This is a genomic window from Clostridium sp. J1101437_171009_A5, from assembly GCF_015547905.1.
Lineage (GTDB): Bacteria > Bacillota > Clostridia > Oscillospirales > Oscillospiraceae > Pseudoflavonifractor_A > Pseudoflavonifractor_A gallinarum.
Genome location: NZ_JADMVY010000002.1, coordinates 235,209 through 260,063, shown reverse-complemented (window position 1 = coordinate 260,063; position 24,855 = coordinate 235,209). Strand labels below are relative to the sequence as shown.

At 60.2% G+C, this 24,855-nt stretch carries 36 protein-coding genes, 1 other RNA gene and 1 pseudogene; 28 read left to right on the top strand and 10 right to left on the bottom strand.

Translation table 11 applies throughout. From position 1 onward, the window contains the following. Positions 1-48: 48 nt before the first annotated feature. Both I2C21_RS04815 and I2C21_RS04810 read left to right on the top strand, forming a co-directional pair. Complete coding sequence (locus I2C21_RS04815) at positions 49-777, top strand: YebC/PmpR family DNA-binding transcriptional regulator (protein WP_101693077.1); 729 nt, start codon at positions 49-51, stop codon at positions 775-777. Positions 778-1,036: 259 nt separating this feature from the next. After that, complete coding sequence (locus tag I2C21_RS04810) at positions 1,037-1,411, top strand: DUF6291 domain-containing protein (protein WP_101693078.1); 375 nt, start codon at positions 1,037-1,039, stop codon at positions 1,409-1,411. Positions 1,412-1,465: 54 nt separating this feature from the next. Here the strand turns inward: I2C21_RS04810 and rnpB are convergent. Both rnpB and I2C21_RS04800 read right to left on the bottom strand, forming a co-directional pair. Next, positions 1,466-1,924, bottom strand: an RNA gene (gene rnpB, locus I2C21_RS04805) — RNase P RNA component class A. A gap of 33 nt (positions 1,925-1,957) precedes the next feature. Next, positions 1,958-2,185 (bottom strand): hypothetical protein, encoded by a 228-nt coding sequence (locus I2C21_RS04800; protein WP_193536666.1) that lies wholly within the window; start codon positions 2,183-2,185, stop codon positions 1,958-1,960. A 258-nt stretch (positions 2,186-2,443) separates the two neighbouring features. On the opposite strand from I2C21_RS04800, the gene murD reads away from it, so the two are divergent. The 9 genes and pseudogenes from murD to I2C21_RS04755 all read left to right on the top strand — a co-directional run. Next, the gene (gene murD / locus I2C21_RS04795) at positions 2,444-3,832 is read left to right on the top strand and encodes a UDP-N-acetylmuramoyl-L-alanine--D-glutamate ligase (RefSeq protein WP_195278664.1); all 1,389 of its coding nucleotides are present in this window, start codon (positions 2,444-2,446) and stop codon (positions 3,830-3,832) included. A 48-nt stretch (positions 3,833-3,880) separates the two neighbouring features. Continuing rightward, the gene (locus I2C21_RS04790) at positions 3,881-4,915 is read left to right on the top strand and encodes a zinc-binding metallopeptidase family protein (protein WP_195278663.1); all 1,035 of its coding nucleotides are present in this window, start codon (positions 3,881-3,883) and stop codon (positions 4,913-4,915) included. Continuing rightward, complete coding sequence (locus tag I2C21_RS04785; protein ID WP_195278662.1) at positions 4,909-5,934, top strand: M42 family metallopeptidase; 1,026 nt, start codon at positions 4,909-4,911, stop codon at positions 5,932-5,934. The genes I2C21_RS04790 and I2C21_RS04785 overlap by 7 nt, the downstream gene beginning before the upstream one ends. Before the next feature lie 16 nt (positions 5,935-5,950). Continuing rightward, the gene (locus I2C21_RS04780; protein WP_195278661.1) at positions 5,951-6,949 is read left to right on the top strand and encodes a M42 family metallopeptidase; all 999 of its coding nucleotides are present in this window, start codon (positions 5,951-5,953) and stop codon (positions 6,947-6,949) included. Between the two features lie 43 nt (positions 6,950-6,992). After that, positions 6,993-8,243 (top strand): methionine gamma-lyase family protein, encoded by a 1,251-nt coding sequence (locus I2C21_RS04775; RefSeq protein ID WP_101693083.1) that lies wholly within the window; start codon positions 6,993-6,995, stop codon positions 8,241-8,243. A gap of 64 nt (positions 8,244-8,307) precedes the next feature. Then, complete coding sequence (gene yunB / locus I2C21_RS04770; protein WP_195278660.1) at positions 8,308-8,988, top strand: sporulation protein YunB; 681 nt, start codon at positions 8,308-8,310, stop codon at positions 8,986-8,988. 62 nt (positions 8,989-9,050) lie between these two features. Next, complete coding sequence (ligA, locus tag I2C21_RS04765; protein WP_195278659.1) at positions 9,051-11,033, top strand: NAD-dependent DNA ligase LigA; 1,983 nt, start codon at positions 9,051-9,053, stop codon at positions 11,031-11,033. Between the two features lie 248 nt (positions 11,034-11,281). Beyond that, positions 11,282-11,782, top strand: coding sequence for a spore coat protein CotJB (locus I2C21_RS04760; RefSeq protein WP_243207978.1), 501 nt, complete (start codon positions 11,282-11,284; stop codon positions 11,780-11,782). Next, positions 11,782-11,874: pseudogene (locus I2C21_RS04755) on the top strand (manganese catalase family protein); the annotation flags it as partial. The gene I2C21_RS04760 and the pseudogene I2C21_RS04755, both read left to right, overlap by 1 nt. A gap of 22 nt (positions 11,875-11,896) precedes the next feature. Here the strand turns inward: I2C21_RS04755 and I2C21_RS04750 are convergent. The 3 genes from I2C21_RS04750 to I2C21_RS04740 form a co-directional block, all read right to left on the bottom strand. Next, positions 11,897-13,360 (bottom strand): recombinase family protein, encoded by a 1,464-nt coding sequence (locus tag I2C21_RS04750; protein WP_195278658.1) that lies wholly within the window; start codon positions 13,358-13,360, stop codon positions 11,897-11,899. Further along, entirely contained in the window at positions 13,357-13,935 is a 579-nt protein-coding gene (locus I2C21_RS04745) for a Uma2 family endonuclease (RefSeq protein WP_195278657.1), read from the bottom strand. Before I2C21_RS04745 ends, I2C21_RS04750 begins: the two co-directional genes overlap by 4 nt. Before the next feature lie 95 nt (positions 13,936-14,030). Continuing rightward, positions 14,031-14,666 carry a zinc ribbon domain-containing protein gene (locus I2C21_RS04740; protein WP_195278656.1) on the bottom strand — a complete coding sequence of 212 codons (636 nt, stop codon included), beginning with the start codon at positions 14,664-14,666 and terminating at the stop codon, positions 14,031-14,033. Positions 14,667-14,721: 55 nt separating this feature from the next. Between I2C21_RS04740 and I2C21_RS17430 the strand changes: the two genes are divergently transcribed. Then, entirely contained in the window at positions 14,722-14,880 is a 159-nt protein-coding gene (locus I2C21_RS17430; protein ID WP_207730582.1) for a hypothetical protein, read from the top strand. Positions 14,881-14,902: 22 nt separating this feature from the next. Here the strand turns inward: I2C21_RS17430 and I2C21_RS04735 are convergent, their stop codons facing one another. Next, complete coding sequence (locus I2C21_RS04735) at positions 14,903-15,271, bottom strand: helix-turn-helix domain-containing protein (protein WP_195278655.1); 369 nt, start codon at positions 15,269-15,271, stop codon at positions 14,903-14,905. A gap of 130 nt (positions 15,272-15,401) precedes the next feature. Between I2C21_RS04735 and I2C21_RS04730 the strand changes: the two genes are divergently transcribed. Beyond that, positions 15,402-15,575 (top strand): hypothetical protein, encoded by a 174-nt coding sequence (locus tag I2C21_RS04730; protein WP_195278654.1) that lies wholly within the window; start codon positions 15,402-15,404, stop codon positions 15,573-15,575. Positions 15,576-15,774: 199 nt separating this feature from the next. Here the strand turns inward: I2C21_RS04730 and I2C21_RS04725 are convergent, their stop codons facing one another. Further along, complete coding sequence (locus tag I2C21_RS04725; RefSeq protein ID WP_195278653.1) at positions 15,775-15,963, bottom strand: hypothetical protein; 189 nt, start codon at positions 15,961-15,963, stop codon at positions 15,775-15,777. 119 nt (positions 15,964-16,082) lie between these two features. Here I2C21_RS04725 and I2C21_RS04720 point away from each other — a divergent pair, with 119 nt between their 5' ends. Beyond that, positions 16,083-16,283 (top strand): hypothetical protein, encoded by a 201-nt coding sequence (locus I2C21_RS04720; protein ID WP_195278652.1) that lies wholly within the window; start codon positions 16,083-16,085, stop codon positions 16,281-16,283. Positions 16,284-16,300: 17 nt separating this feature from the next. On the opposite strand, the gene I2C21_RS04715 is transcribed toward I2C21_RS04720, so the two are convergent. Further along, positions 16,301-16,510, bottom strand: a complete 210-nt coding sequence (locus tag I2C21_RS04715; RefSeq protein WP_186963883.1) for a hypothetical protein — start codon at positions 16,508-16,510, stop codon at positions 16,301-16,303. A gap of 208 nt (positions 16,511-16,718) precedes the next feature. On the opposite strand from I2C21_RS04715, the gene I2C21_RS04710 reads away from it, so the two are divergent. After that, a complete protein-coding gene (locus I2C21_RS04710) occupies positions 16,719-17,117 on the top strand; it encodes a hypothetical protein (RefSeq protein WP_195278651.1) in 399 nt (132 codons plus the stop codon). 75 nt (positions 17,118-17,192) lie between these two features. On the opposite strand, the gene I2C21_RS04705 is transcribed toward I2C21_RS04710, so the two are convergent. After that, positions 17,193-17,564 carry a hypothetical protein gene (locus I2C21_RS04705; protein ID WP_193536691.1) on the bottom strand — a complete coding sequence of 124 codons (372 nt, stop codon included), beginning with the start codon at positions 17,562-17,564 and terminating at the stop codon, positions 17,193-17,195. Positions 17,565-17,794: 230 nt separating this feature from the next. Between I2C21_RS04705 and I2C21_RS04700 the strand changes: the two genes are divergently transcribed. The 13 genes from I2C21_RS04700 (at position 17,795) to I2C21_RS17500 (ending at position 24,241) form a co-directional block, all read left to right on the top strand. Beyond that, positions 17,795-18,034 carry a hypothetical protein gene (locus I2C21_RS04700; RefSeq protein ID WP_193536694.1) on the top strand — a complete coding sequence of 80 codons (240 nt, stop codon included), beginning with the start codon at positions 17,795-17,797 and terminating at the stop codon, positions 18,032-18,034. Positions 18,035-18,050: 16 nt separating this feature from the next. Continuing rightward, the gene (locus I2C21_RS04695) at positions 18,051-18,305 is read left to right on the top strand and encodes a hypothetical protein (protein WP_193536696.1); all 255 of its coding nucleotides are present in this window, start codon (positions 18,051-18,053) and stop codon (positions 18,303-18,305) included. Beyond that, a complete protein-coding gene (locus I2C21_RS04690; RefSeq protein ID WP_193536698.1) occupies positions 18,298-18,510 on the top strand; it encodes a hypothetical protein in 213 nt (70 codons plus the stop codon). The genes I2C21_RS04695 and I2C21_RS04690 overlap by 8 nt, the downstream gene beginning before the upstream one ends. 5 nt (positions 18,511-18,515) lie before the next feature. Further along, positions 18,516-18,833: a hypothetical protein gene (locus I2C21_RS04685; protein WP_186963878.1), complete on the top strand. Its 318-nt coding sequence runs from the start codon at positions 18,516-18,518 to the stop codon at positions 18,831-18,833. A 148-nt stretch (positions 18,834-18,981) separates the two neighbouring features. Then, the gene (locus I2C21_RS04680) at positions 18,982-19,347 is read left to right on the top strand and encodes a helix-turn-helix transcriptional regulator (protein ID WP_195278650.1); all 366 of its coding nucleotides are present in this window, start codon (positions 18,982-18,984) and stop codon (positions 19,345-19,347) included. 1 nt (position 19,348) lies between these two features. Further along, on the top strand, positions 19,349-19,747 hold the full coding sequence (locus I2C21_RS04675) for a hypothetical protein (RefSeq protein ID WP_195278649.1): 399 nt from the start codon (positions 19,349-19,351) through the stop codon (positions 19,745-19,747). 185 nt (positions 19,748-19,932) lie between these two features. Next, on the top strand, positions 19,933-21,447 hold the full coding sequence (locus I2C21_RS04670; protein ID WP_195278648.1) for a PcfJ domain-containing protein: 1,515 nt from the start codon (positions 19,933-19,935) through the stop codon (positions 21,445-21,447). A gap of 11 nt (positions 21,448-21,458) precedes the next feature. Beyond that, on the top strand, positions 21,459-22,640 hold the full coding sequence (locus tag I2C21_RS04665) for a DUF3102 domain-containing protein (protein WP_195278647.1): 1,182 nt from the start codon (positions 21,459-21,461) through the stop codon (positions 22,638-22,640). After that, entirely contained in the window at positions 22,633-22,878 is a 246-nt protein-coding gene (locus I2C21_RS04660; protein WP_195278646.1) for a hypothetical protein, read from the top strand. The genes I2C21_RS04665 and I2C21_RS04660 overlap by 8 nt, the downstream gene beginning before the upstream one ends. Beyond that, positions 22,875-23,042 (top strand): hypothetical protein, encoded by a 168-nt coding sequence (locus I2C21_RS04655; protein ID WP_195278645.1) that lies wholly within the window; start codon positions 22,875-22,877, stop codon positions 23,040-23,042. The genes I2C21_RS04660 and I2C21_RS04655 overlap by 4 nt, the downstream gene beginning before the upstream one ends. Beyond that, complete coding sequence (locus I2C21_RS04650) at positions 23,030-23,671, top strand: DUF551 domain-containing protein (RefSeq protein WP_195278644.1); 642 nt, start codon at positions 23,030-23,032, stop codon at positions 23,669-23,671. Before I2C21_RS04655 ends, I2C21_RS04650 begins: the two co-directional genes overlap by 13 nt. Then, positions 23,671-24,117 carry a DUF551 domain-containing protein gene (locus I2C21_RS04645; RefSeq protein ID WP_195278643.1) on the top strand — a complete coding sequence of 149 codons (447 nt, stop codon included), beginning with the start codon at positions 23,671-23,673 and terminating at the stop codon, positions 24,115-24,117. The genes I2C21_RS04650 and I2C21_RS04645 overlap by 1 nt, the downstream gene beginning before the upstream one ends. Position 24,118: 1 nt before the next feature. Next, positions 24,119-24,241, top strand: a complete 123-nt coding sequence (locus tag I2C21_RS17500) for a hypothetical protein (RefSeq protein ID WP_268960687.1) — start codon at positions 24,119-24,121, stop codon at positions 24,239-24,241. Positions 24,242-24,255: 14 nt separating this feature from the next. Here I2C21_RS17500 and I2C21_RS04640 read toward each other — a convergent pair whose 3' ends face one another. Beyond that, on the bottom strand, positions 24,256-24,657 hold the full coding sequence (locus tag I2C21_RS04640; RefSeq protein WP_193536716.1) for a hypothetical protein: 402 nt from the start codon (positions 24,655-24,657) through the stop codon (positions 24,256-24,258). Between the last annotated feature and the right edge of the window lie 198 nt (positions 24,658-24,855).

The following is a 24,855-nucleotide window of genomic DNA, read 5'->3' as shown; positions in this document are numbered from 1 at the left end:
TGCCCGCTGGGGCAGACGTATTGATTTCTGGAGAAGGGAACGAATTGTATGTCCGGACATTCCAAGTGGCACAATATTCAGAAGACCAAGGGCGCGGCTGACGCCAAGCGGTCTCAGCTCTTTACCAAGATCGCCCGCGAGATGATCGTGGCGGTCAAGCAGGGCGGCAGCGGCGACCCCGCCAACAACTCCCGTCTGGCCACCGTCATCGCCAAGGCCAAGGCGGCCAACATGCCCAACGACAACATCAAGCGCACCATCGACAAGGCTCTGGGCGCCGGGAACAGCGACAACTTCGAGAGCGTGGTCTACGAGGGCTACGGCCCCAACGGCGTGGCCGTCATCGTGGAGGCTCTGACCGATAACCGTCAGCGCACCGCCCCCGAGGTCCGTCACCTGCTGGACAAGTACGGCAAGGGCCTGGGCGCCACCGGCTGCGTGTCCTGGTCCTTTGACCAGAAGGGCGTCATCGTCATCGAGCGGGAGGACCTGGACGAGGACACCATGATGATGGACGCCCTCGACTGCGGCGCCGACGACATGCAGGTGGAAGAGGAAGTCTTCACCGTCTACACCGCCCCCGACGCTTTCGGCGATGTGCTCGCCCAGCTGGAGGAGAAGGGCTACGCTTTCCTGGAGGCCTCCGTGCAGATGGTGCCCCAGAACTATGTCAAGCTCACCGATGAGACCGACATCAAGAACATGGAGAAGCTCATCGACCTGCTGGAGGAAAACGACGACGTGCAGAACGTCTACCACAACTGGGATCAGGACTGATCCATACCAGCAACACAAAAGAAGTCAGGTCTCCTGCGCTTTGCAGGGGCCTGACTTTTTTTGCCTTCTCACACCAAACATCTTCTCACACAAGGCCCCGCCCCACCGGGGCACGGTGGCTGTACCTATGACCCTATCCATTTCTATGTCTATCTTTATTTCTATTTCTTTTTCTATTTCTATCCCTATATGGCGTCCCAGGTGTACGCAAACGTACACCAAAGGGCGGTTGGACGGGTAGGGGTAGGAGGTGCTTTTCATGGCACAGAAGAAAAGTTTTCTCGTCTATTTTGACAACTACCCCATGGTCCAGGCTCTGCCGCTGGAGCAGCGGGGCCTGCTGCTGACCGCCCTCTTCGAATACGGCATGGCCGCCGGAGAGCCGGACAGTCCGTCCATCCCGGAGATCCTGGAAGCCTTTCCCGCCATGACGGAGGAGACACGGATGGCCTGCCTCTTCATGTGTTCCAACATCCACCGGGACACCCAGCGCTGGCTGGGCCGCCAGGCCGCCCAGGAGCGCCGGCGGGCGGGGCAGGGGAGCGGCCCGGAAACCGGGGAGCGCACCTATCAGGCCCGGGACGTCCTGGCCCAGATCCGCCAGGATCTGGCCCACCGCTGGGAGGTGGAATAGCCTTCTTCAGGACAGCAAAAAACGCCCCGGCCATACAGCCGAGACGTTCTTTCTGGTACAAGCAGGCCTGTAAGCCGGGTTCTGTCATTTAAGACAGCCATCTATCTCGACGCACCGTTGCCGGTACGCTCCAGCCGCCTCCATGGGACGGTCGGGCCGACCATATGTCCCTCCACGGCGTTGCTCCGGATAGAGTTTACAGCGATGGACTGTTCCCAGCCATCGGGCGGGCTCTTATCTCCGCCTTTCCACCCTTACCTCGTCGGCGCAAGCTTCCTATCCCTCGCTTCGTCCCAAGGGACAAAGCTCGCTCAGTCCGCTGCGCCTCCTCTCCCAACAAAAACATCTGTTTTTGTTGGGGCCCCAGAAAAGGGGACGAGGCGGTTTATCTCTGTTGCACTTTTCCTAGGGTCGCCCCCGGCGGGTGTTACCCGTTATCCTTGCCCTGCGGAGCCCGGACTTTCCTCACAGGCGGGCCTTTCGTCCCGTCTGCGCGGCTGTCCAGCCTACTTGCAAAGGGTATTGTACCCTATGGAAGAAAAATTGTCAAACAAAAAGAACACCTCGATTCTCTTCCCACTGTTTGATATAGTGCGCAAGGTCGTGGTAATCATCCTGTTCTGCCGGCTGCAGATCACAGATAAAGCCGGCGATATCCTCTGCACTTCTGTAATATTTCTGCAGGTGAGAATTGCCCTGCTGCAAAATGTACGATTTGAGTGCAATGGTCAGCATCTTTTTTCTTGTAAAAAACATATTCTTGGAAAAATCCATAAAAAATACTCCTTACCCTGTGTTGAGTAAAGAGTAGCATGCAACTTCATTTATGTCAATATTAATTTTATATTATATCACTTTGTATAAATAATGTCAAGTGTTTTTTCGAGAGAAACCAGCAAGCCCATCTTCCGCAACCTGCGGGCAGCACTCACAGCCGACGGATAACCGCAAGAATGGTTTGAAATTTTTGGGCGGAGGAGATATAATATATCAGTTAAACAACTGGAGTGATCCGGAAAGGGGAACGAGACCATGAGTTCCATGATACAGCAATACCTGGATGATCTCAGGGGGAAGCGGGTGGCCGTCATCGGCATCGGCGTGTCCAATACGCCCCTGATTAAAATGCTGGTGCGCGCCGGCGTGCAGGTGACCGCCTGCGACAAGCGGGACCGTGCCGACTTCGGCGGTCAGGCCGAGGCCCTGGAGAGCCTAGGCGTGACGCTGCGCCTGGGGGAGGATTATCTGGAGGGGTTGGATCAGGATGTGATCTTCCGTACCCCGGGCCTGCGGCCGGATGTTCCCCAGCTCCTGGCCGCCCGGGAGCGGGGCGCGGTCCTCACCTCGGAGATGGAGGCCTTCTTCGAGGTCTGTCCCTGCCAGATGATCGGCGTCACCGGCAGTGACGGAAAGACCACCACCACCACCATCATCGCCGGGCTCTTGAAGGCCGCGGGCTATACCACCTATGTGGGCGGCAACATCGGCAAGCCCCTGCTGCCCGACGCGGACGGGATGGAGCACGGGGACGTGGCCGTGCTGGAGCTCTCCTCCTTCCAGCTGATGACCATGCAGCGCAGCCCGGACATCGCGGTCATCACCAACCTGGCCCCCAACCACCTGGATGTACACACCTCCATGGAGGAGTATGTCTCCGCCAAGGAGAACATCTATCTCCATCAGGAGGAAGAGGGCCTGGTGGTCCTCAACGAGGACAATGAGATCACCCGCAGCTTTGCCGCCAAGGCCCCCGGCCGGGTGATGTGCTTCAGCCGGAAGCAGGAGCTGGAGCGGGGCGTCTACGTGAAGGACGGGGCCATCTGGGTCTCCGACGACAACGGCAAGCGGGAGGTGCTCCCCATCGATGGAATCCTGCTGCCCGGCGTCCACAACGTGGAGAACTACATGGCGGCCATCGCCGCCGTGAACGGCCTGGTGCCCGACGACGTGATCCGGGAGTTTGCCGCCGCCTTCCAGGGGGTGGAGCACCGCATCGAGCTGGTGCGCACCCTGCGGGGCGTGCGCTACTACAACGACTCCATCGCCTCCAGCCCGTCCCGGACGGCGGCGGGGCTGCGCTGCTTCGACCAGCCGGTCATCCTGATCGCCGGAGGATACGATAAGCACATCCCCTTCGACACCCTGGGGCCGGAGATCGTCTCCCACGTGAAGAAGCTGGTCCTCACCGGACCCACCGCCGGCAAGATCCGCGCCGCGGTGGAGGGGGCTCCGGGCTACGCCCCGGGCCGGCCCGCCATCGTGGAGGTGGAGGACTTCGACGAGGCGGTGGCAGAGGCCAACCGGGACACGGTTCCCGGCGACGTGGTCATCCTGTCGCCCGCCTGCGCCTCCTTCGACCGGTTCAAGAACTTCATGGAGCGGGGCAACGCCTTCAAACGAATCATCCACGCGCTGGACTGAGCGCCATTCGGTTTTACCCAACACAACAGGAAGTGATATGGATTGAATATGCGAAACGCACTGGAGCAGCTGTGTGCCCAGAACGCGCCCTCCGGCTTTGAGGCCCCCGCGGCCCAGGTGGCCCGGGCGCTGCTGGAGCCCATGATGGACGAGGTCTGGACCGACCGCATGGGCAATGTGATCGGGGTGCGCCGCTGCGGAAAGCCGGGCGCCAAAAAGCTGCTGCTGGACGCCCATCTGGACGAGATCGGGCTCATCGTCACCGGCATCGAGGAGGGCTTCCTCCGCTTTCAGACCATCGGCGGGGTGGACCCCCGGATGCTCCCCAACCGGGAGCTGAACGTGCTCACCGACCCGCCCCTCTTCGGGGTGGTGGCCTGCCTGCCCCCCCACGTGCAGAAGGAGGGGGACGACAAGCGCTCCATTCCCATCTCCGAGCTCTACGTGGACATCGGCATGAGCCAGGAGGAGGCCGAGCGCCGGGTGCCCATCGGCACCCCCATGACCTTCCGTGGAGGCTGCTTCCCCCTGGGCGAGCGGGAGATCTGCGGAAAGTCCATGGACGACCGGGCCTGCTTCGTGACCCTGCTGCGGGCAGCTGAGCTGCTCCAGGGGAAGGAGCTGGACGTGGACCTCTATGTGATGGGCTCCACCCGGGAGGAGATCAGCGGCTCGGGCGCCCAGTGCGCCACCTTCGCCATCGCCCCCGACTTCTGCGTGGCGGTGGACGTGACCCACGGCCGCACGCCGGACGGTCCCAGGGAAAAGAGCTTTGAAGTGGGCGGCGGCCCGGTCATCGGGGTGGGTCCCAACATGACCCGCTGGATGACCCGCCGGGCCATGGAGAAGGCGGACGAGCGGGGCATTCCCTACCAGCTGGAGGTCATGGCCGGGCACACCGGGACCAACGGCTGGTTCATGCAGATCTGCCGGGAGGGGATCGCCACACTGGTGGTCAGCCTGCCCCTCAAATATATGCACAGTCCCATCGAGGTCATGGATGAGCCGGACGCCGAGCAGGTGGCCCAGCTCCTGGCCGCCTTTGCCGAGGGACTGGGAGAGGAGGCGGAGACCCTATGCTGAATCTGCTGCAAGAGCTGTGCGCCTGTTCCGGCGTCTCCAGCTTTGAAGACGAGGTCCGCGCCTGTATCCGGGCTCATGCCCAGCCCTACGCGGACGAGATCCGGGTGGACGCCCTGGGGAACCTGATCGTGAAAAAGCGCGGCAGGAAGGCCACCGGCGACAAGCTGGTCCTGTGCGCCCACATGGACGAGGTGGGCCTCATCGTGCGCCACATCACCGACGAGGGGTATCTGAAATTCTCCGCGGTGGGGGGCATCGACCGCCGCGTCCTCATCGGAAAGCCCGTCAAGGTGGGGGAGAAGGGCCTCCCCGGAGTCATCGGCCTGAAGGCCTACCACCTGGTCAGCGCCGAGGAGGAAAAGGTGGTCCCCAAGCTGGACGACTACTATATCGACATCGGCGCCCGCTCCAAGGCGGAGGCCCAGGCGCTGGTCTCCCTGGGGGACTGCGCCGTCTTTGAGAGCGACTGGGTGGAGTTTGGAGAGGGTATGGTCAAGGCCAAGGCCCTGGATGACCGCTCTGGCTGCGCGGTGCTCCTGAAGCTCCTGGAGGAGGAGCTCCCCATGGACTGCACTTTTGTCTTCACCGCCCAGGAGGAGGTGGGGACCCGGGGCGCCTTCGGCGCGGCCTTCTCGGTCAAGCCCGAGATCGCCCTGGTGCTGGAGACCACCACCGCGGCCGATCTGCCCGGCATGGAGGGGCACCAGAAGGTCTGTGTCCCCGGCGCGGGCGCGGTGATCCCCTTCATGGACAAGGGCTCCATCGCCGACCGGGGGCTCTTCGAGCTGCTGCGCTCCCTGGCGGAGGAGCATCAGATCCCCTGGCAGACCAAACACTGGATCTCCGGCGGGAACGACGCCGCCGCCTTCCAGCGCGCCCGGGAAGGGGTGCGCACGGCCACCGTATCCCTGGCGGTACGGTATCTCCACGCGCCGGCCAGCGTGGCGGCCAAGCGGGATCTGGACGCCATCCTGCATCTGACCCGGCTCTTCATCGGCGCGATCGCCGCGCGCGCATAAACAGGGAGGTACCAAGATGGACATCGTAAAGATCATAGAAACACTCAACGCCTGCCACGCCCCCTCGGGAAATGAGCGGGAGATCGCCCAGGCCATTCAGACCCTCGCCGCCCCCTATGCCGACGACATCTCGGTGGATACGCTGGGCAATGTGATCGTGCACCGGAAGGGGATCGGTCCCAAGGTGATGTTCGCCGCCCACATGGACTCCATCGGCGGGATCGTCACCCACGTGGACGAGAAGGGCTTTGTGCGCTTCGGCGCCATCGGCGGGCTCCACGCCCCCGATCTGGCCGCCACGCCGGTCCGGTTCCAGAACGGGACCCGTGGTGTGCTCTGCGTGCCCGAGAGCGCCGACCCCAAGGAGCTCAAGCTGGACGACCTCTATGTGGACATCGGCGCCTGCGACGAGGCCGAGGCCCGCAGCCAGGTGACGCTGGGAGACACCTTTGTGTATGACACCGCCTCCTTTGTGGCGGGCAAGCGCATGGTGGCCCCTTATATGGACAACCACATCTCCTGCGCCGTCCTGCTCCTGGCGCTGGAGCAGCTCCAGAAGAGCGAAAACGACCTCTATTTCGTCTTTACCGTGCAGGAGGAGGTGGGACTCCGGGGCGCCAAGACGGCGGCCTTCGCCATTGATCCCGCCTATGCCATCGCGGTGGACGTGACCTCCGCCGACGACGAGCTGGGGAGCAAGCACACCGCCACCAGCAAGCTGGGCGCGGGCGCGGCCGTCAAGGTCATGGACCGCTCGGTCCTGTGCCATCCCAGCATGGTCCGGAAGCTCAACGCACTGGCCAAGGAGCAGGGCATTCCGGTCCAGGGCGATATCATCAAGGCCGGCGGCACCGACGCCGGGGCCATCCACCAGAGCCGGGCGGGCGTGTATACCGGCGGGATCTCCATCCCCTGCCGCTACATCCACACCCCCCAGGAGATGGTGGACCTGCGGGATGTGGAGGCCTGCGCCAAGCTGTCCGCGGCCTTTGCCGGGGCGGCCCTGGAGGGCTGAGCCCATCATAGATTCAGATTTCGGATAGGATAGGAAGAGAGAGATGTCTTTACAGATCAGCGAGCGGGTCCGGAGCCTGGCGGCCCGGGCTCAGTCGGAATTGAGAGAACAATTTGACCGGATCGACGCCATTGCGGAGGTCAACACCCAGAAGGTCCTGGCCGCCTTCCAGAAGCACCATGTGGCCGAGAGCTATTTTGCCGGCACCACCGGCTACGGCTACGACGACCTGGGCCGGGACAAGCTGGAGGAGATCTATGCCGATATCTTCGGCACCGAGGACGCCCTGGTGCGCATCGGGTTTGTGAACGGCACCCACGCCATCTCCTGCGCCCTGTTCGGGGCGCTCAAGCCGGGGGATATTCTGGTCTCCGCCGTGGGCGCCCCCTATGACACCCTTCTGGGCGTGATCGGCGTAGTGGACAAGGGCCCCGGCTCTTTGAAGGACTACGGGATCGAGTACCGGCAGGTGGAACTGGTGAACGACGCCCCCGATCCCGAGGGCCTGGCCCGGGCCGTGCAGGACCCCCGGGTCAAAGCGGTGCTCATCCAGCGCTCCAAGGGCTACTCCACCCGCTCCTCCCTCTCGGTGGAGGAGATCGGCGCCCTGTGCGCCGTGGTGCGGGAGCACAATCCCAACGCGGCCATCCTGGTGGACAACTGCTACGGGGAGTTCGTGGAGGAGCAGGAGCCCACCCAGGTGGGCGCCGATCTGGTGGTCGGCTCCCTCATCAAGAACCCCGGCGGGGGTCTTGCCCCCACGGGCGGATACCTGGCCGGGCGGAAGGATCTGATCGAGGCGGCCTCCATGCGCCTCACCGTCCCCGGCATCGGCCGGGAGTGCGGCTCCACCCTGGGACAAAACCGCGCCCTCTACCAGGGCCTCTTCCTGGCCCCCCACACGGTGGCCCAGGCGGTCAAGACGGCGGTCTTCGCCGCCAAAATGATGGAGCTTCTGGGCTACGCCACCGAGCCCACCTCCGACATGGTGCGCCATGACATCATCCAGATGATCCACTTCGGCACCCCCGAGCCCCTCAAGCAGTTCTGCAAGGGCATCCAGTTCGGCGCGCCGGTGGACTCCTACGTGACTCCGGAGCCATGGGACATGCCGGGCTATGACTGCCCCGTCATCATGGCGGCCGGCGCCTTCATCCAGGGCGCCTCCATTGAGCTCTCCTGCGACGCGCCCATGCGCGCCCCCTACACCGCCTATCTCCAGGGCGGCCTGACCTACGAGTCGGGCAAGCTGGGCGTCATGCTGGCGGTGGAGGAGCTGCTGCGGAGCGAGTAATCGGCCAAGCCGGCGGCGGCATATACTCCCTCAAGTGAGGTGAGTCTATACCATGCGGCGATGGATGCGACATATCTGGCTGCGCCGGCCCGCCCGGCCCGGCCGCTCCGTTCCCCGCAGGGGAGGGAAGGGCCTGCCCGCCCTGATCGGGGTGGGGCTGGCCCTTCTGCTGATTCTTCCGCTGGACGCGCTGCTCTCCCAATCGGTGCTCGCCCTGGCCTCCGCTCAGGTCCAGGCCCTTCTCTCGGAGGAGGTGAACGCCGCGGTGGCCCACCATCTGGAGGAGTACCCCCTCTCCTATGAGAACCTGGTCTCCCTTCAGGTGGGGGAGGACGGCACGGTCCAGACGCTCACGTCGGACCCCTTTGCCCTCAATCAGCTCCGCGCCCAGCTGGTGGAGGAGGTCAGCCGCCGTCTGCACGCCATGGAGCCCATGACGGTGTCCCTTCCCCTGGGCAATCTGACCGGCGTTTCCGTGCTGGGCGGGTACGGTCCCTCCATCCAGGTGCAGCTCCTGTCGGTCTCGGTGGCCGGGGCGGAGCTGCGCAACGAGTTCTCCGAGGCCGGGATCAACCAGACCCTCCACCGGATCTGGTTCGATGTGACGGCCAGCGCCACCCTCGTCCTGCCGGGGCACAGCCTGGACATCCAGACCAAGGTCCCGGTCTGTGTGGCCGAGACCATTCTGGTGGGGCAGGTCCCCCAGACCTATGTGCACATCTCCGGCGGGACGGAGAACCCCTGAGGGGGGTACACGGGCACACCCAGTACAACAACCATCTGAAACATTCCAACGGGAGGTCCCTTATGGACGCAAAACAGGAAATACAGCAGCTGCGCCAGGAATTGGAACAGGCCAACTATGAATACTATGTACTGGACTGCCCCAGTATGAGCGACTACGACTTTGACCACAAGCTCCGCCGTCTGGAGGAGCTGGAGGCGGCCCACCCGGAGTACGCCGACCCCAGCTCGCCCACCCAGCGGGTAGGCGGGACCGTGGCCGACGGCTTTTCGCCCGTGGTCCATCCGGTTCCGCTGGAGAGCCTCCAGGACGTCTTCGACGGGGAGGAGGTAGCCGACTTCACCGTGCGGGTGCAGGAGGGCCTGGGCGCGGACCAGGTGGTCTACGATGTGGAGCCCAAGGTGGACGGCCTCTCGGTGGCCCTGGAGTACCGGGACGGCGTCTTTGTCCGGGGGGCCACCCGGGGCGACGGCCAGGTGGGGGAGGACGTCACCGAGAACCTGCGCACCATCCGCTCCATCCCCATGGTGCTGCCCGAAAAGCTTCCCAGCCTCATCGTGCGTGGGGAGGTGTATATGCCCAAGCAGGTCTTTGAGCAGCTCAATGCCGCGCTGGAGATCCAGGGGAAGCCCCTCTTCGCCAATCCCCGCAACGCCGCGGCCGGCTCTCTCCGGCAGCACGATCCCCGGATCGTGGCCGAGCGCCGTCTGGACATCCAGGTCTTCAACATCCAGCGGGCGGAGGGGAAGACCTTCTCCACCCACACCGAGACCCTGGACTACCTGAGGGAGCAGCACTTCAAGGTCATCCCCTATCGCCTGTGTACCGGCATCGACGAGATCCGGCAGGAGATCGACCGCATGGGGGAGGAGCGGGAGGACTACCCCTTTGAGATCGACGGCGCGGTCATCAAGCTCAACGATCTCGCAGACCGCACCATCCTGGGCAGTACCGCCAAGTTCCCCCGCTGGGCGGCGGCCTACAAGTACCCGCCGGAGCAGAAGCCATCCCGGATCGTGGACATCGTGGTCCAGGTTGGCCGGACGGGGGTGCTCACCCCCAAGGCGGTCATCGAGCCGGTGCGCCTGGCCGGGACCACGGTCACCAACGCCACGCTGCACAATCAGGACTTTATCTCCGAGAAGGACATCCGCATCGGGGACACGGTCCTGGTCCAGAAGGCGGGGGAGATCATCCCCGAGATCGTCCGGGTCCTGCCCGAGCTGCGCCCGGAGGGGACGCAGGCTTATCATCTGCCCTCGGTCTGTCCGGTCTGCGGGGCCCCTGTGGTCCGGGATGAGGACGGCGCCCACATCCGCTGTACCGGCGCGGAGTGCCCGGCCCAGCTGCTGCGGCATCTGGTGCACTTTGCAAGCCGGGACGCCATGGACATCGAGGGTCTGGGCCCCGCGGTGGTGGAGGCGCTGGTGAAGGCCGAGCTGGTCAAGTCCCCGGCCGACCTCTACCGTCTGGAGGTAGAGCAGGTGGCCGCTCTGGAGCGGATGGGACAGAAGAGCGCGGAAAACCTGATTTCCGCCCTGGAGGCCTCCAAGGAGCGGGACCTCTCCCGGCTCCTCTTCGCCTTCGGCATCCGGCAGGTGGGGCAGAAGGCGGGCAAGGTGCTCTCGGCCCACTTCCGCACCCTGGACGCGCTGATGGCGGCCACCATCGAGGAGCTGACTGCCATCCCCGACATCGGGGAGATCACCGCCCGGAACATCGTCTCCTGGTTCGAGAGTCCCCAGAGCCGCCATCTGATCGAGTCGCTCCGCGCGGCGGGCGTCAATTTGGAGAGCCGGGAGGCCCCCGCCGGCGATCAGCTCGCGGGCAAGACCTTTGTCCTCACCGGCACGCTGGAGCACTTCACCCGGGACGAGGCCAAGGCGCGCATCGAGGCCCTGGGCGGAAAGGTCTCCGGCTCGGTCTCCAAAAAGACCACCTATGTGGTGGCGGGGGAGGCGGCCGGCTCCAAGCTGCGCAAGGCCAATGAGCTGGGCATCCCCGTGCTGACCGAAGAAGATCTGATCGGACTGTTGGAATCCTGATCACAAGAAATCCGGCGGCCTCTGCATCACCATGGCAGAGGCCGCCGGAATTTTTATTTTTGTCCCTTTGCTCCGTCCGGAACCGAAAAGAGAGCGGGAACCCGTCCATTTTCGCAAAGGGACCCGCTGTGGAGCGGGGAGCCCCTCCCCGCAAGGCGTTCCTGACCGGGGGAGGGGCGCATAGGATGGTCCGGAGACGCAGAAGTCCCCCCGCACCTGTCTCCAATCCATCTGAGGAGGAATCACACTTGTATCCAGATACCAACTCCCGCGCCCCGGGCAGCCGCATGGAGCAGGCACCCGGAGCGGAGAATGACCGCTGCTCCGACGGCTGCGGCCCGCTTCCCGAATGTGCGCCGCTGGCGGTCCCCTATGTGGCCTTCCAGCAGACCGACTCCAAGCGCTACAACCGGCAGGAGGCCCTCAACAACGGAACCCTCTTCCCGGGGCTGAATCTCCCTTTCCACCTGAAGCCGGAAGCGGCCGACGTGGTGAACGGCCCCCTGGCTGAGCTCCAGGCCCTGGAATTCGTCCTGGTGGAGCTGGGGCAGTACCTGGACACCCACCAGAGCGACCAGGAGGCCTTTGCCCTCTATCAGCAGTATGCCGCCATGGAGGAGGAGGGCCGCAGACAGTATGAGGCCCTCCACGGACCCCTTCGCCAGACCGCCACGGCCTCCAGCGAGAACTGGACCCAGTGGCTGAAAGATCCCTGGCCCTGGAACCTTGCGGAAGGAGGGAAGCGCTGATGTTCGTCTATGAGAAAAAGCTGCAATATCCCATCAAGATCGAAAACCCCAACCCGCAGCTGGCCTCCTTTATTATCAGTCAGTACGGCGGATCATACAACAATAGACTATTATTCAAGCTAAAAAAATACGATAGTAGATCTGGATGCAGTTGGACGCCTTATCGAACACGCATTTCTCCACCGCGTCATGGACCGCCTTCTTCTTGGCGTCCAGCGTGGACTTGGGATCGGTCAGGACCGCGATGCACTGCTGGATGTTCTTCCGCAGAATTGCCTCCGCTTTTTGGGGGTCTTCCGGCCGGTCCAATTCTTCCAAACGCTTGGAAATATGGGTGGCCTGTTCCTCCAGCGCGGCCTTGGCGGCGCCGTAGCTGGACAGATCCTCCACGCCGGCAAGGTAGGCCTCCCGCAGGCGGGCCAGCTTGGCGGTGAGCTGCTTCTGCTGTTCCTGGAGCATGGCGGCCTCGTCGATCTGCTCCGGCCGGGACCGGACAATGGAATAGGACAGGGGAGCGGCCCCTTCCGCGTCGTACCGCATCCGGGAGAGGATCATGCCCTTCAGCTTTTCGTCTGAGATGTGCTGAGAGGTCTTGCAGCCGCCCCGGACATAGTTGTTGCACTTCCAATAATGGGGCTTGGAGAAAATGAGCGTGGTGCCGCAGGAGGCGCATCGGACCAGCCCGGTCACCCAGTCCCGGTTCTCGGACAGGGGCCGGCCGTGGTATTTGTGCTGCGCTTTGACCTGGGCCATCCGGGCCTGCACGGCGTCCCACAGCTCCTGTGAGATGAGCGGCTCGTGCTGGGCGTCCGAGAGGATGATGTTCTCGTTGGTAAAATCCCGGCGGGTCCGTCCGGTGGGATTCCACCGCAGCTTTCCGATGTAGGCCGGGTTGCGGAGGATGTACTCCACCGTGCGGTTCTCGAAACGGCCGCCCCGGTGGGTTTTGGCCCCCAGGGAATTGAGCCACTTGGCCAGGGGGAACAGGCCCTCTCCATCCCGGAAGCGCTGGAAGATCGACTGCACCAGCGCGGCCTCCTCGGGGACCGGGACCAGGACATTGTGCTCCACCCGGTAACCGAAGGGGGGCGTACTCTGGAGCCCGCCCCGGCGGGCCTTCTCCGTCATGCCGCGCTTGACCTCCTCGGCCAGATTGATGGAATAATACTCATCCATGGCCTCGATGATGGCCTCCATGAGGATGCTGGTCTTGTCGTCGGTGAGGGGTTCGCTGATGGAGATGACCTCGATGCCCAGCTGCCGGCGGAGCATGGACTTGTAGACGATGCTGTCCTCCCGGTTGCGGGCGAAGCGGGAGAACTTCCAGAGGAGCACCGCGTCAAAGGGCTTGGGTTTGGTCTTGGCCAGGCCGATCATCTGCTGAAAGGCCTGGCGCTTGCCTGTGTGCTTGCCGCTGATGCCCTCGTCCAGAAAGACAAATTCGTTGGGGATGATATAGCCGTGGACCGCGGCATATTTCCGGATCTCGACCAGCTGGGCGTCCGGGGAGTATTCGGCCTGGTCCTCCGTGGAGACCCGGATATAGGCCGCGGCGATCTGATAGTTCCGGCCGCTCATACCCCCGCCTCCGGAAAGACCTTGGACAAGTCGATAAAGCAGCCGTCCAGCACGTGGACCTTCAGCACATCCCCGGGGGTGCCCAGATCCTTGGCGGTGTAGTGGCCGCTTTCCAGCACGAAGGACTGGATGCTCCGGGCGGAGGGGTCCACGATCCAGTATTCCCGCACGCCGGCGCGCTGGTACAGGTTGTACTTGGTCAGGCGGTCGTGCCGCAGGCTGGAGGGGGAGAGGATCTCTATGATCAGATCGGGCGCGCCCTTGCAGCCCACCTCATCCAGCTTGTCGCGGTCGCAGACCACGGAGATGTCGGGCTCGACCAGAGTGCGGACATCCTCCGGCCGGTCGCCGGGTCGCTCAAAGATGCGCACGGCAAAGGGGGCCGGATAGACCCGGCACTGCTTGCCTTCCAGGTAGTTGGCCAGCTGCCGGGTGAGCTCGGTCAGGATCTCCTGGTGGGCCCGACTGGGCGGCGCCATCATCACCGGCGCGCCATCGATGAGCTCGACACGGTCCGGCTCCTCCCAGCTCAGTACATCGGCCAGAGTATAATGAGATTCTTTGGGGAGCGGCATAGTAAGACCTCCTCTTTCATATACGATATGGGAAAAGGGCAGATATATTCTTTCCGCGAATAGACCTGCCCTTCTATTTAAGAAACGTACAATTACTATTTTTCGTCTGGACACTTCTCTTGATATATTGTCCAGCACTCGAGTATTTTTTCGTCGCTATATTCAACGATTGAGGTTTCACTTGTAAGGGTTTCAATGCTTAAATTAACGATTACGGGCTCTTCGCCCTCTTCCCAATAGGTTCGAATATTTCCAAGCACCATCTCACCAGACGGAAGGGTTGCAGTATACGAGTAATAACCGCCGAGCGCCATTTCCTCATATTCTTCTTTCGTATACTGGTCTTTAAAGTGTGTATAACCAATCCAATCAGCGGTAGCCTGCTGAGGGAAGTATCCTTGGCTCTTTAGGTAGCCATCCATATACTCAACGATTTTTTCGCTCTTTGCACTTTGCGCATTGTCAATACTTTCATAAGTTTGCATACTGGTTGGTGCAATTATCGCATAGAACACACCCACAACAACACAAAATGCAATAATGATTTTTAAAATACCGCCATTTTTGGAATTTTTGCGACGCACAACTTTCCTGCTATGGCCCAAGTTACTCGAAACAGGTGACGGTTCGGGAGTAGGATTCATGCTCTCTCCCAATTTCTGAATAGCTGTTCCGCATTCCGGGCAAAACTTCGCATTACCTGCGTCCTTTCCGCACTTAGGACAAAACATAGTGATACATCCTCTCTCCAAAATTAATTGACAGAATACGAACTGATGTTCTATAATGAAACAAGAATCATTTCGCATTGCGGAAAAAAGGGGAGGGGCTGTCCATATGACGCCAAAAGATGAGTTGATGCAATCTATCGTTCGCCTGCTCCAATATGCTGACGAAAGCAAGCTCAAAAACATCTATTATTTTGTCCTCGGCATCATCAAATAGCACATACCTCCAGACCGGTCCATTATGGGCCGGTCTTTTCTTTTTGCAAAGTATCCATGAACTTCATGGTAATACTTTCGAGGGCTTCCCACTCGTGCTCATCGAGCTGTGTGAGCACAGAAATAAGTGTCTGCCGGAAATCAGGTTTGCTGGAGCTGAGCACATCGCCCATAAAGGCGGCAATCTCATCGCTCCGGGTCATCTCCACATACATAGGGCCATCGCCGGTGCGGAGCCAGTGCTCAGAGACATTAAATTCTCTGCAAATATCAGCGATCGTGCGGTCACTGGGAGTTTTTGTGCCGTTGCAAAGATTAGAAATAAAAGACTGAGATACATTAATTCTCTCGGCAAAAGCGGTTTTGGTCAATCCACTTTTATCTACGCACATCGCTATTCTCCTATTTATATCAGCCGTGTTACTCACCTCCCATCTAGAACCTATTTAATCACAAAAAAAGAATGGTGTCAACGAAAAACATTTCTGAGAAATAAAAAGATATTGACAACGTTTCTAAGATATGATAGTTTATATCCAGGAAACGGAGGTGAACCAGATGACCGAAAAAGAGCGCAAGATCATGCAGACCATCTCGGAAGCCGTCAAGACACTGAATGAGGAGCAGCAGGAGCGCTATCTTCTCGTTGTGCAGGGCGCAGCCGCTATGGCAGTCGCCATGCGCTCAGCCAGCTAAAACCCCCGCCCCGTGCGGCAACACGGAGCGGGAGCAGAAAAGGGGGTGACGCAAGTGGAAAGATTGTGTGAGGACAGAATTGCCAAATCTCTGGCCTCCATAGTGGACAGTACAGAGCGGATAGCTGCGGCGCTGGAAAAACTATCACCTCCCGGTGGACAAGACCGGGAGGCGATTGAGGAAATCGTAGATAAGCGAGTTAAAGAGATGTTTTCTGATTTTCCAATTTCATCTTCTCATACTCGCGCATGGTAGTGATGACAGCAGTAACCGCCATCTGAGCAATAGCTTCCTGGAGTTCTGGGTATGGGCCATCGAATGAACCTTTTAAGTTTTCGCGGACCCGCTTTTCAAGTTCAAGGCATTGCTCTTTTGTAAGTTCAAGCATAGTTTTAGTTTCACCCCCTTTCCGCCTTAGTTTATCACGGCAAAAGGGGAGAGACAAGTCCGACAACGCCAGCTAAAACCCCCGCCCAGAAGGGCGGAGTAGGAGAGGAGGAAACCCAGATGGAAGAGACTGTCCATATCCGGGAGATCAGGACCAGCAGGATGCACCCGGACCACATCAAGGTGGAAGTGAGCGGGAGAGTCACGCCGGAGGAGCTGGCCAGCATCATGGCCATGCTGCGGCGGGCGGCGCGCATCCGGAAGCAGGAGGGAACAGCGCCGCTGTCCTATGAGATCGTAAAAAGCCCCCGCCCACAGTGAGCGGGCGGGGGAAAGGGTCAGGGAGAAGCGGCGTCGATGTCATCATAGACAATACCTTCGTAGGGAGCATCGTCAGTAAACGCTTCAAAGGAAAGGCTTGGGGGAAGGGCATTTTCCCCTGTGCCGTCGGCGTCCAGGATCGAGACCGTGACCCAGTCCATTTTGTCGTCCAGCATCTGTTTGGCGATCTCGTAAAGCTCCTTCACGGAAATCGTGATTTCGTCCATATGCACACCTCCTTTCTGTACCTATATCCTATCACGTCGGGAGCGGCACCACAAGAAGGGAGACCTGTATGAAAGTAGAAAAAATTGACAGAGCGTGGAGGGAGTCTGGAATGACCATCACGGCGCAGAAAGAGGATGAACCGAAGGCCAGCTAAAACCCCGCCCCGTGCGGCAACACGGAGCGGGGTACAGAAGGGGGGTGAGGGAGATGGATCAGACGCAGATAAAAGAAATCCTCGGCAAGCAGCAGGAACTGCTGGCCGAGGTTTCTGAAAGCAAGCCGAGTAATCTGCCGGAATTGTCGGTGGCTATGTGTGAGATAGCCGACCGGCTTGAGGAGGTACAGGACCCGATCAGTCGTTCGGGATACTTTGAGAGTGGGATGCTTGAGGCTTCGGCAAAATCGGAGCTGGGAAAAGAACTGGATGAGGCGATTGGCCCCGATGAGTTTAAGGCGCTCGGAGAAGATTTGGCTCTTGTGATTGCAAAGCACAAGTTGACAAGAAATCCAAAAATCTGTGAAAAGGTGTTCCGCTATATGTCCTTTGTGATTCTAGGATGGAACTCTTTATGTGGCAACTCAGAGCGGAGTTCCGAAAGGGGATGATAACGGTGGAGCGTGACCCTCTGTATGGCTGGCGCGGACTGTTCTGGTTTGCGGTTGGCTGTCTGGTCGGTCTTGTCATCGTGAAAGCCACGATAGTATAAGGCCACCGACAACCGTCACCAGGACGCCGGAAACAAAGCCGGAAATCCGCTCTTTCCAGCGTTCGCGTTTGGAGAGGATGCGCACGGTTTTCCATCGCTTGACCTCTATCCGGCCCAAATCGGTAGCCACAAGGTTATCAACCGGTGGGTCGGTGTAGTCTGACCCAGGAGGAAAGAACGGGGCAAGGTTGGATTTGTGCTCCTTTATGAGCTGGTTTTCCAGCAGAAAGTCCACGGTTTTCAAAATCTCAAAGCCGTGTTTCGACACCAGTTCTTCCCGAGACCATCCATCTTTGCAATCGGCGATATCAGCTAAAACCAACATATCAAATTCCGGTATATTCATCGCAGAGCCTCCTTTTGAAGCGATTCTATCAAACCAAGACGGATCTTGCAATAGAGGAGCATCCGGACCGACAAAAACGCCCCGCCCCGTGCGGCAACACGGAGCGGGGCATGGGTGGAACGGGAAAATCAGGCCCTGTTTCCACCCTCATTATGACGAACCAGAGCGCCGCTGTCAAGGCCAGAATAGGACGGGCTGGAGGCGGCATAGCGTGAAGATGAGGTGATACTATGGTAGTTCTGACCACGCCGGAGGGCTGGACCTTCAACTCTCAGGCATTTGTCAACATCAAGGGCCGGTATTACGACATGGACGAACTCAACCAGGAGCAGAAGCGCTGGGTCAGTACCATGATCAACGTCCAGGGCCTCAACGCGGCCTTTGCCGGAGAGCGGGTATACCGCCCGGCCGAGCCGCTTCCCCCGCTGGAGGAGGTTTTCCCGGAATTTGCCGCAGAGCCTACTACATAAGAAGGAGAGAAACACCATGTACAGTAAGACAACCAAGGCCATCGTGGCCGACCTGATGGACCTGTCCCTGGAGCACGGCCCCATGGAGCTGGCCGTCACCGAGGAGACCGAGGACGGGGATTTTATCCCCAGCATCCTCCTGCACACCGCGCCGGATGCGGTGATCCGATCCCTGGCCATGGATATGCGGGTGGCGGATCTGCGTCTGGAGGACGGAGGACTCATCGTCCTACCCGCTCCGGACTGCCTAGGAGGTGAGGAGGATGTTTGAGCCCTGCATCCTGGACACCGAGTGGAGCGTCATCCAGCGGGACGCAGCTGCCGAGCGGGAGCGGCGGGAAGCTGCGGGGAAGTACCGCAGCCGCAACCGGCAGCGCCGCCGGGCCGCCCGCCTGCGCCGGAAGGTGTATGCCTGTATTGGGGGGCTGCTGCTCCTGACCGTCCTGGCCACCATGGGACTTTATGTGTGGAGGTGATGGAGGTGGCCGCAAAAGAGCGACTCTATAACTATGAGGTGAGCCACCCGGAGTTCGGCGTGGTCACTGTCCAGACCATCGGGCCGGACTCGGCCACGTTGCTGGCCGCCGAGAGGTGGGGCCAGAAGGAGAACTGGAAGTACATCGTGGGCGGCATGAGCGTCCGGAAATGCGGCCGGGCCCTGGAGCCCACCTGCCGCCGGTGCGGAAAGCGCACCGCGGAGCCGGGTCTGTGCCGGGACTGCCGGGCGGCGGAGGAGTTTACCCGCCGCCAGATGGCGGATATCCAGACCAGGGACCGCCGTGCGGGGATGCGGCGATGAGGACAAAAACAGCCCCCTGCGTTCGGTGCGGTCAAACACAACGCAGGGGGCGGCAGAGACCAGCAGCGCAGACGCCGCCGGATACACCTATCCTATCACAGAGGTGTCCGGCGGCGCAACCATATTTCCTGGAAAGGACGTGGAAGCGATGAAATTGTTTTCCTCAAAGCAGGGGAAGGGCGTCTGGATCGGCGGCGGCGCCACAAGGCCGTGGGACGGCGCACCCTCTGAGGGCCCCGTGGAGCGGGAGCGTCACCACTATGCGCCGCCGGACAAGCGGTGCTTTGACTGCAAGGTGCCCGGCGGGTGCGATAAGCGGCATCCCCTGTGCGCCCTCAAGCAGAAGAGCCGGGAGAGCGCGCAGGAGCGGCGGGAGACCTTCCTGCGGCTCTACGCCGAGGGAAAGAGCGACGGACAGATTTCCCGGGAAATGGGGCTCTCCCGCTCAACCATCGCCGGCCGCCGGAAGCGCCTGGGCCTGGAGCCCAACGGGAAAAAGAAAGGAATGGTGTGATATGGACAGGATTGATGAGGCTGTGCGGAAAATCGCAGAGGAGAAGACACGATTCAAGGGCGGAAGAAAAGAACAAGCCGTCAAGGATGAGGTCGCGGAGGCCCTGACGAGATTTGTCAGACAGGATGCGGAGTTTGCCCAGGCCGTGGTCCAGGCAGACGGAACGCTGAGCGATTGCTGCGCCGCAGCCATGAAAGGAGTCGGAACCTGTATCAGCGATCTGAAGCTCTATCAGAAAGCCGTGCAGTTCTATTTCCCGGGTGCAGATATCCGCTGCCAGATGACGATCGATCTGTGCGCATCTGTACGCGGGGATGCGGAGCCAAATCCCGTACCAGTGCAAATGGACAAGCCTCCCCGTAAGACCGGCGTGCTTCTAGACCTGACCGATTTTCTGTAAGGAGGCGCAGGAGTATGGGCAAGGAATATCCGAACGGATTCCCGGTCGTGACGGGGGAGGACATCAAACGACTCAATGCGCTCTTCCAACCCTATGTTTTTTACAGAACAGGCCGGAATGGAGATCGTAGCTGTACCTGCACACACTGCGGAGAGCGGTACATTATCGAGTCACTTCCACGTCTCATGACACCGGAATGGCAGAGCTTTATGGGGACGCGGCACAACGGGGCAGTGAACTGTCCCAAGTGCGGCGCACGGGCAATTTTAAAAAATATTGGTATCGCAAAAAGCAGAAAGAATCTGGTGGAGTGGTGTAAGGCGATCCTATTCCACACAGACAGCGAAACCGTATGGGCCGAGGCGGCCTATGTGCGGAAGGACTACCGGGATGGGCTGTGCCCGGAACTGGAGGTCATGCCGAAAATGTGTTATCGCTTCACGCCCGGAAAAGCACAACAGTGGAAGATCCAGCATGATTGGACCGGGTTGGGACTATCACCGGGCGGAAAAGTCCTGGATGAGAGTTGGATCGAGACCCGGAGTATTTATGAGCCGTTTCCGGATGGATACGGGTATTGGGCCTATATGGCCGGAGGATATCATGCGGTGGGCCTGGATCGCCTGAAGGATTCCTTTCTCCGATATTGCGGATACGAGCAGTTTGAGCGGGAAGGGCACAAGGTATGGATGGACGGCTACATACACACGGCGCTCATGCGCTATCTGGGGGCCGCGACGCGTCGTCCCCAACTGGAAATGATGGTCAAGATGGGGTTCCGAGAGGCTGTGCTGGATCTGGTGATCCGAAAGAGAAGCGGAAAAGGCATCGACTGGACACAGACAGACCCAAGAAAGGGATTTGGACTGGATAAGGCAGAGCTGAAAGAGTTTCAGGCGGTAGAAGGACGGCTGGAGCTGCTCCGACTTTATAAAAGTCTGCGCACCGCCGGAAAAGAATGTACCTTCCGGCAGCTGGAGGATCTGCGCCTGTGTGTCGGAAGTGCAGAGCTAGGAAAGCTCATCCGTTGGTGTATCCGTCTGGATCTGAACGTGGGACAGGCTGTGAACTATTTGAAAAAGCAAGATGCAGACTGGCAGCGGCGTGGAGCCATTGCGGTATGGGAGGAGTGGCGGGACTACCTGGAGGCCGCAGAGTTCCTTCGTTATGACCTGACCGTACACAATGTACAGCGCCCGAAGTCTCTGAAGGATGCCCACGACAGGGCAACCGAGGCAAGAGGCATCCTGGAAGCAAAGCAGGCAAACAAAGAAGCCCGGGGCCTGGTAAAGCGCTTGATGCAGAAGTACCGATTTGAGTATGCGGGCTATCTGATCCGGCCTCCATACTCCGTCAGTGAGATCGTGGAAGAGGGGAAGGCACTCCAACACTGTGTAGGAGGCTATGCCGCCCGCCATGCGCAGGGGAAGCTTACGATCCTCTTTCTGCGTGATAAGCGTCATCCAATGAGGCCTCTTGTTACCATCGAGATGCACGGGAACCATTTGCAGCAGATCCATGGATACCGCAACGAACGGGAAAGCTGCCCGGAGAATCCGGAGCAGGAGGATCCAAAGGTAAGATATGCTGCGATCCTGGACCCGTGGCTCTCATGGGTAAAAAACGGAAGTAAACGCGACAAGGGCGGCGCGCCCATCCTGCCCGCCGGTGCGGCTGCGCCCGCGGATCAGATCGCATAGGAGGATATACGATGGAAGATCGTGATTTTGAGGCCCGCTGCCTGGCGGCGGATGCCGGGATGGCCCTGGAGCCGGCGCCCGAGCGGACAGTGGAACTGGTCACCGTGGAGATCAAGGCCCTCCACAAGCAGGCACAGCAGATGGCGCTTGGATATGCCATCGAGATCGGACGGAGGCTGGTGGAGGTCAAGGCCATGCTGCCCCATGGGCAGTGGGGGGACTACCTGCGGGACCGACTGGGATACAAGTCCAGCACCGCGAACAATTTCATGCGGATCTTTGAGGCCTACGGGGCGGAGCAGCAATCCCTCTTCGGACCGGTAGCAAAATCCCAAGCGCTTGGCAATTTGAGCTACACCAAGGCCCTGGCCCTGCTGGTTTTACCGGATGAGGAGCGTGAGAGTTTTCTTTCTGAAAACGACGTGGAGGGCATGTCCACCCGGGAGCTCCAGACGGCCCTCAAGGAGCTGGCTCAGGCCCGGGAGGATGTGCAGGCCGCAGAGGCTGCCCGGAAGAAATCCGAGGAGGACATCCGCCTGGCCAACGAGCGGCTTTCCGGAATGGGCCGTGAGGTGGGGGCTGCTCGGGAGGCCCAGCGCACCGCGGAGAACCAGGCGGAGGGATACCGCCTAAAGCTGGAAGAGCAGCGCAGAAAGACCGAAGAGGCGGCGGCCTCCGCCGGCGAGGAGGTCAGCCGCCTGCGTGCGGAGCTGGAGGAGCTGCGTGCCAGCCCGGTAGATGTGGCCGTGGAGAAGGTGGTGGATGAGGATGCTGTCCGTGCCGCCGCGGAGCAGGCCAGGGCAGAAGCCGAGCGGGAGCTGGAGGAGCGCATCCGCAAAGCGGAGGCGGAAAAAGACCGGGCCCGGGAGAAGGCCGCCAAGGCCAAGGGCGCGCTGGAAGCGTTGAAACAGCGGCAGGAGAAGGAGCTGGAAGAGGCCCGCGCCGCCCGGGAGCGGGCCGAGGAGCAGCTGGCCCAGGCGAAAAAGCAGATCCAGGTGGCCAGCAGCGGGGAAGTGGCATCCTTCCAGGTCTACTTCCGACAGGCACAGCAGATGGCAGAGGAGATGTGGGAGATCATCCGCTCCATGCGTGGCAACGGACAGGCGGAGACCGCCGACAAGCTCGCCCGCGCCATGGAGGCTCTGGCCGACAAGCTGCGTGAGGAGCCGAAGCCGGAGGACACGCATGAATGAGCGGATATGGGAGCGTGTCTCCCTGGCGTTCCGGAGCTGCGCGCCAATCGAAGAGAGGTTGGTTTTTCTGGGCGGCGTGGAGCTTTTCATCCAGGTATGCCGTGCGCCGGCCGTCTGGAAGCCGGCGGCGATGGTGATCCAGATGCGCCTGGAAGAACCGGGGATGACACAGACCCAGACGTTCAGTTCTCTGGAGCAGGCCAGGGACACCCTGGAGAAATGGAGGAATCGCATATGAGTCAAAGACAGTGCAAGCGCGCCAGAAAGGCGCTGAAAGAGCTGGAACAGAGGGACCGGGAGCTGTGGGAGTTTTTTGTGTACCTGTGCCGCCGTCCGGCTCCGTGGCGGATCGCCGCATACCTCAGATGGAGGATGGAGGGAAAACGAACATGGGAGATCTGAACCGAAAAGAGGAGGCCATCCGCTGGCTGACCCAGGAGCTTCGGTCGCTGCGACTTGCACCGGACATCAACGGATGCGATATGCAGCCTCATTGGCAGGAGCAGATCGACATCCTGGAGATCTGCCTGGAGGCGGTGCGGGCCTGCCATATCGGTGAAGCCACCGATATGGTTCCATTGCCACTGGAACAGCTGATGGGGATGGAGAAGCCAACTCCTGTGTGGGCCGAAGTCGAAAATAAAACGATTGAAGGATGGGGCGGATACTGGTGCCTTTGTGTTCGCGGACATATTCTGACACCTAGCCTTATCTCGATGTATGCAGAAAAAATGGAAGGAGTAAAGTTCTACTCACACCATCCAGCCCACATCGACCGGGAGGCGTGGGTGAGCGTCGAGGATAGACTTCCGGAAGATAATAAAGATGGAGAAGCTGTGCTGGTAATCGTTTCTGGGAAGCCACATGAAAATATAACCTTACATAGAGCGATCATGACGGCTGGTTATTTCCAAGGTGAGGGGTGGGTAGTAAATGAATATCCGGAATGGGAAAGCCCGGAAGTAACTTATTGGATGCCGCTGCCGGAGCCACCAGGAAGCTGCCCGCTGGAGGGAGAGGAGGAAAGCTGATGGATCGGTTTTTCTGTTTTGGGAAAAAGGATTTTTGTGAATTAGATACATGTGCCAAGTGTGAGTACGAAGACGGAGATGGAGGTTTGACAGAAAGTCAAATGAAGTCTGTCATATCGAAATTGATTGGAGAAGAATACGACATTGACCGTCTGCGGAATATGGTGGAGGACAGTAAGTGGATAAGTGTAGAGGAACGTTTGCCACCTGAGCGCGACAGCATATTTAAAAAGCTGATTGGTCTGGAAAAGTGGCGTGAAGGTATTGAAGGTCTGTGTCAAAGAGAGTCTGACTATGTAATTGTCTCTGTTCGATTCAGTGACGGAACGGAAAAGACTGGACGAGCGCGCACAGAAGATGGCCATTGGGTCGAACTCCCCACAATTGGCTGCCCAGTGGTGACCCATTGGAGACCATTCCCAAAGCCTTGTAATGGAGGAAAATGACATGACGCTGGACACGATGGACGGCTTGCTCCAGGCACTCAGACAGCTGCGCGATCATCCGAAAGGCCATGGAACGGCTTTCGGGGATGACATGTCCGTGACCAAACAAAAAGCCGCCCCCTGATGGGGCGGCAGAGATCACGGATCCCGGGAGAAGGTGGCCCACAGGGCCCAGAGGAACATGAGGAGCGAACACACGCCCAGCGCTCTGGACGAGAGATCATCCAGCATCGTACCGGCAAGGAGGCATACGATCAGCAGGAAGGCCGCGATGAACCAGATGATCCCGAGACAATTCAGGCTGTTCTCCCGAAAACGGGCGGTGGGGGAGGAGGACCGCTCGATCTGCTCGTCCAGCTCCCGCAGGCGGGCCTTCTTCTCCTCCAGCTGCTCCTCCAGATGGTTAAGAAAGGCGCGGCAGGGAGAATCGTGCGCCATCGCACGGACGGGCGCCATATCGGGACCGAGGGTGATGGAGGTCAGGCTGATGATTTGCTGGCGCAGCCTGGCGCGTTCCGCCTCCAGTTCCATCCGTGTCATAGCGATCTCCCCCTTTCTTATCTGCATCATAACAAAAATTGCAGAGAAGTCAAGGATGGTAATTATTTTGATAATCCAGAAAAAGGAAATTACGGAACAGCCCGGAGAGGGGGACAAGCCCTCTCCGGGCATCCGACTCTGTGATGACGCCCCGGGCACTCGCCGGGGGCGCGGTCAGAGAGCCGGCACTCTTTATAT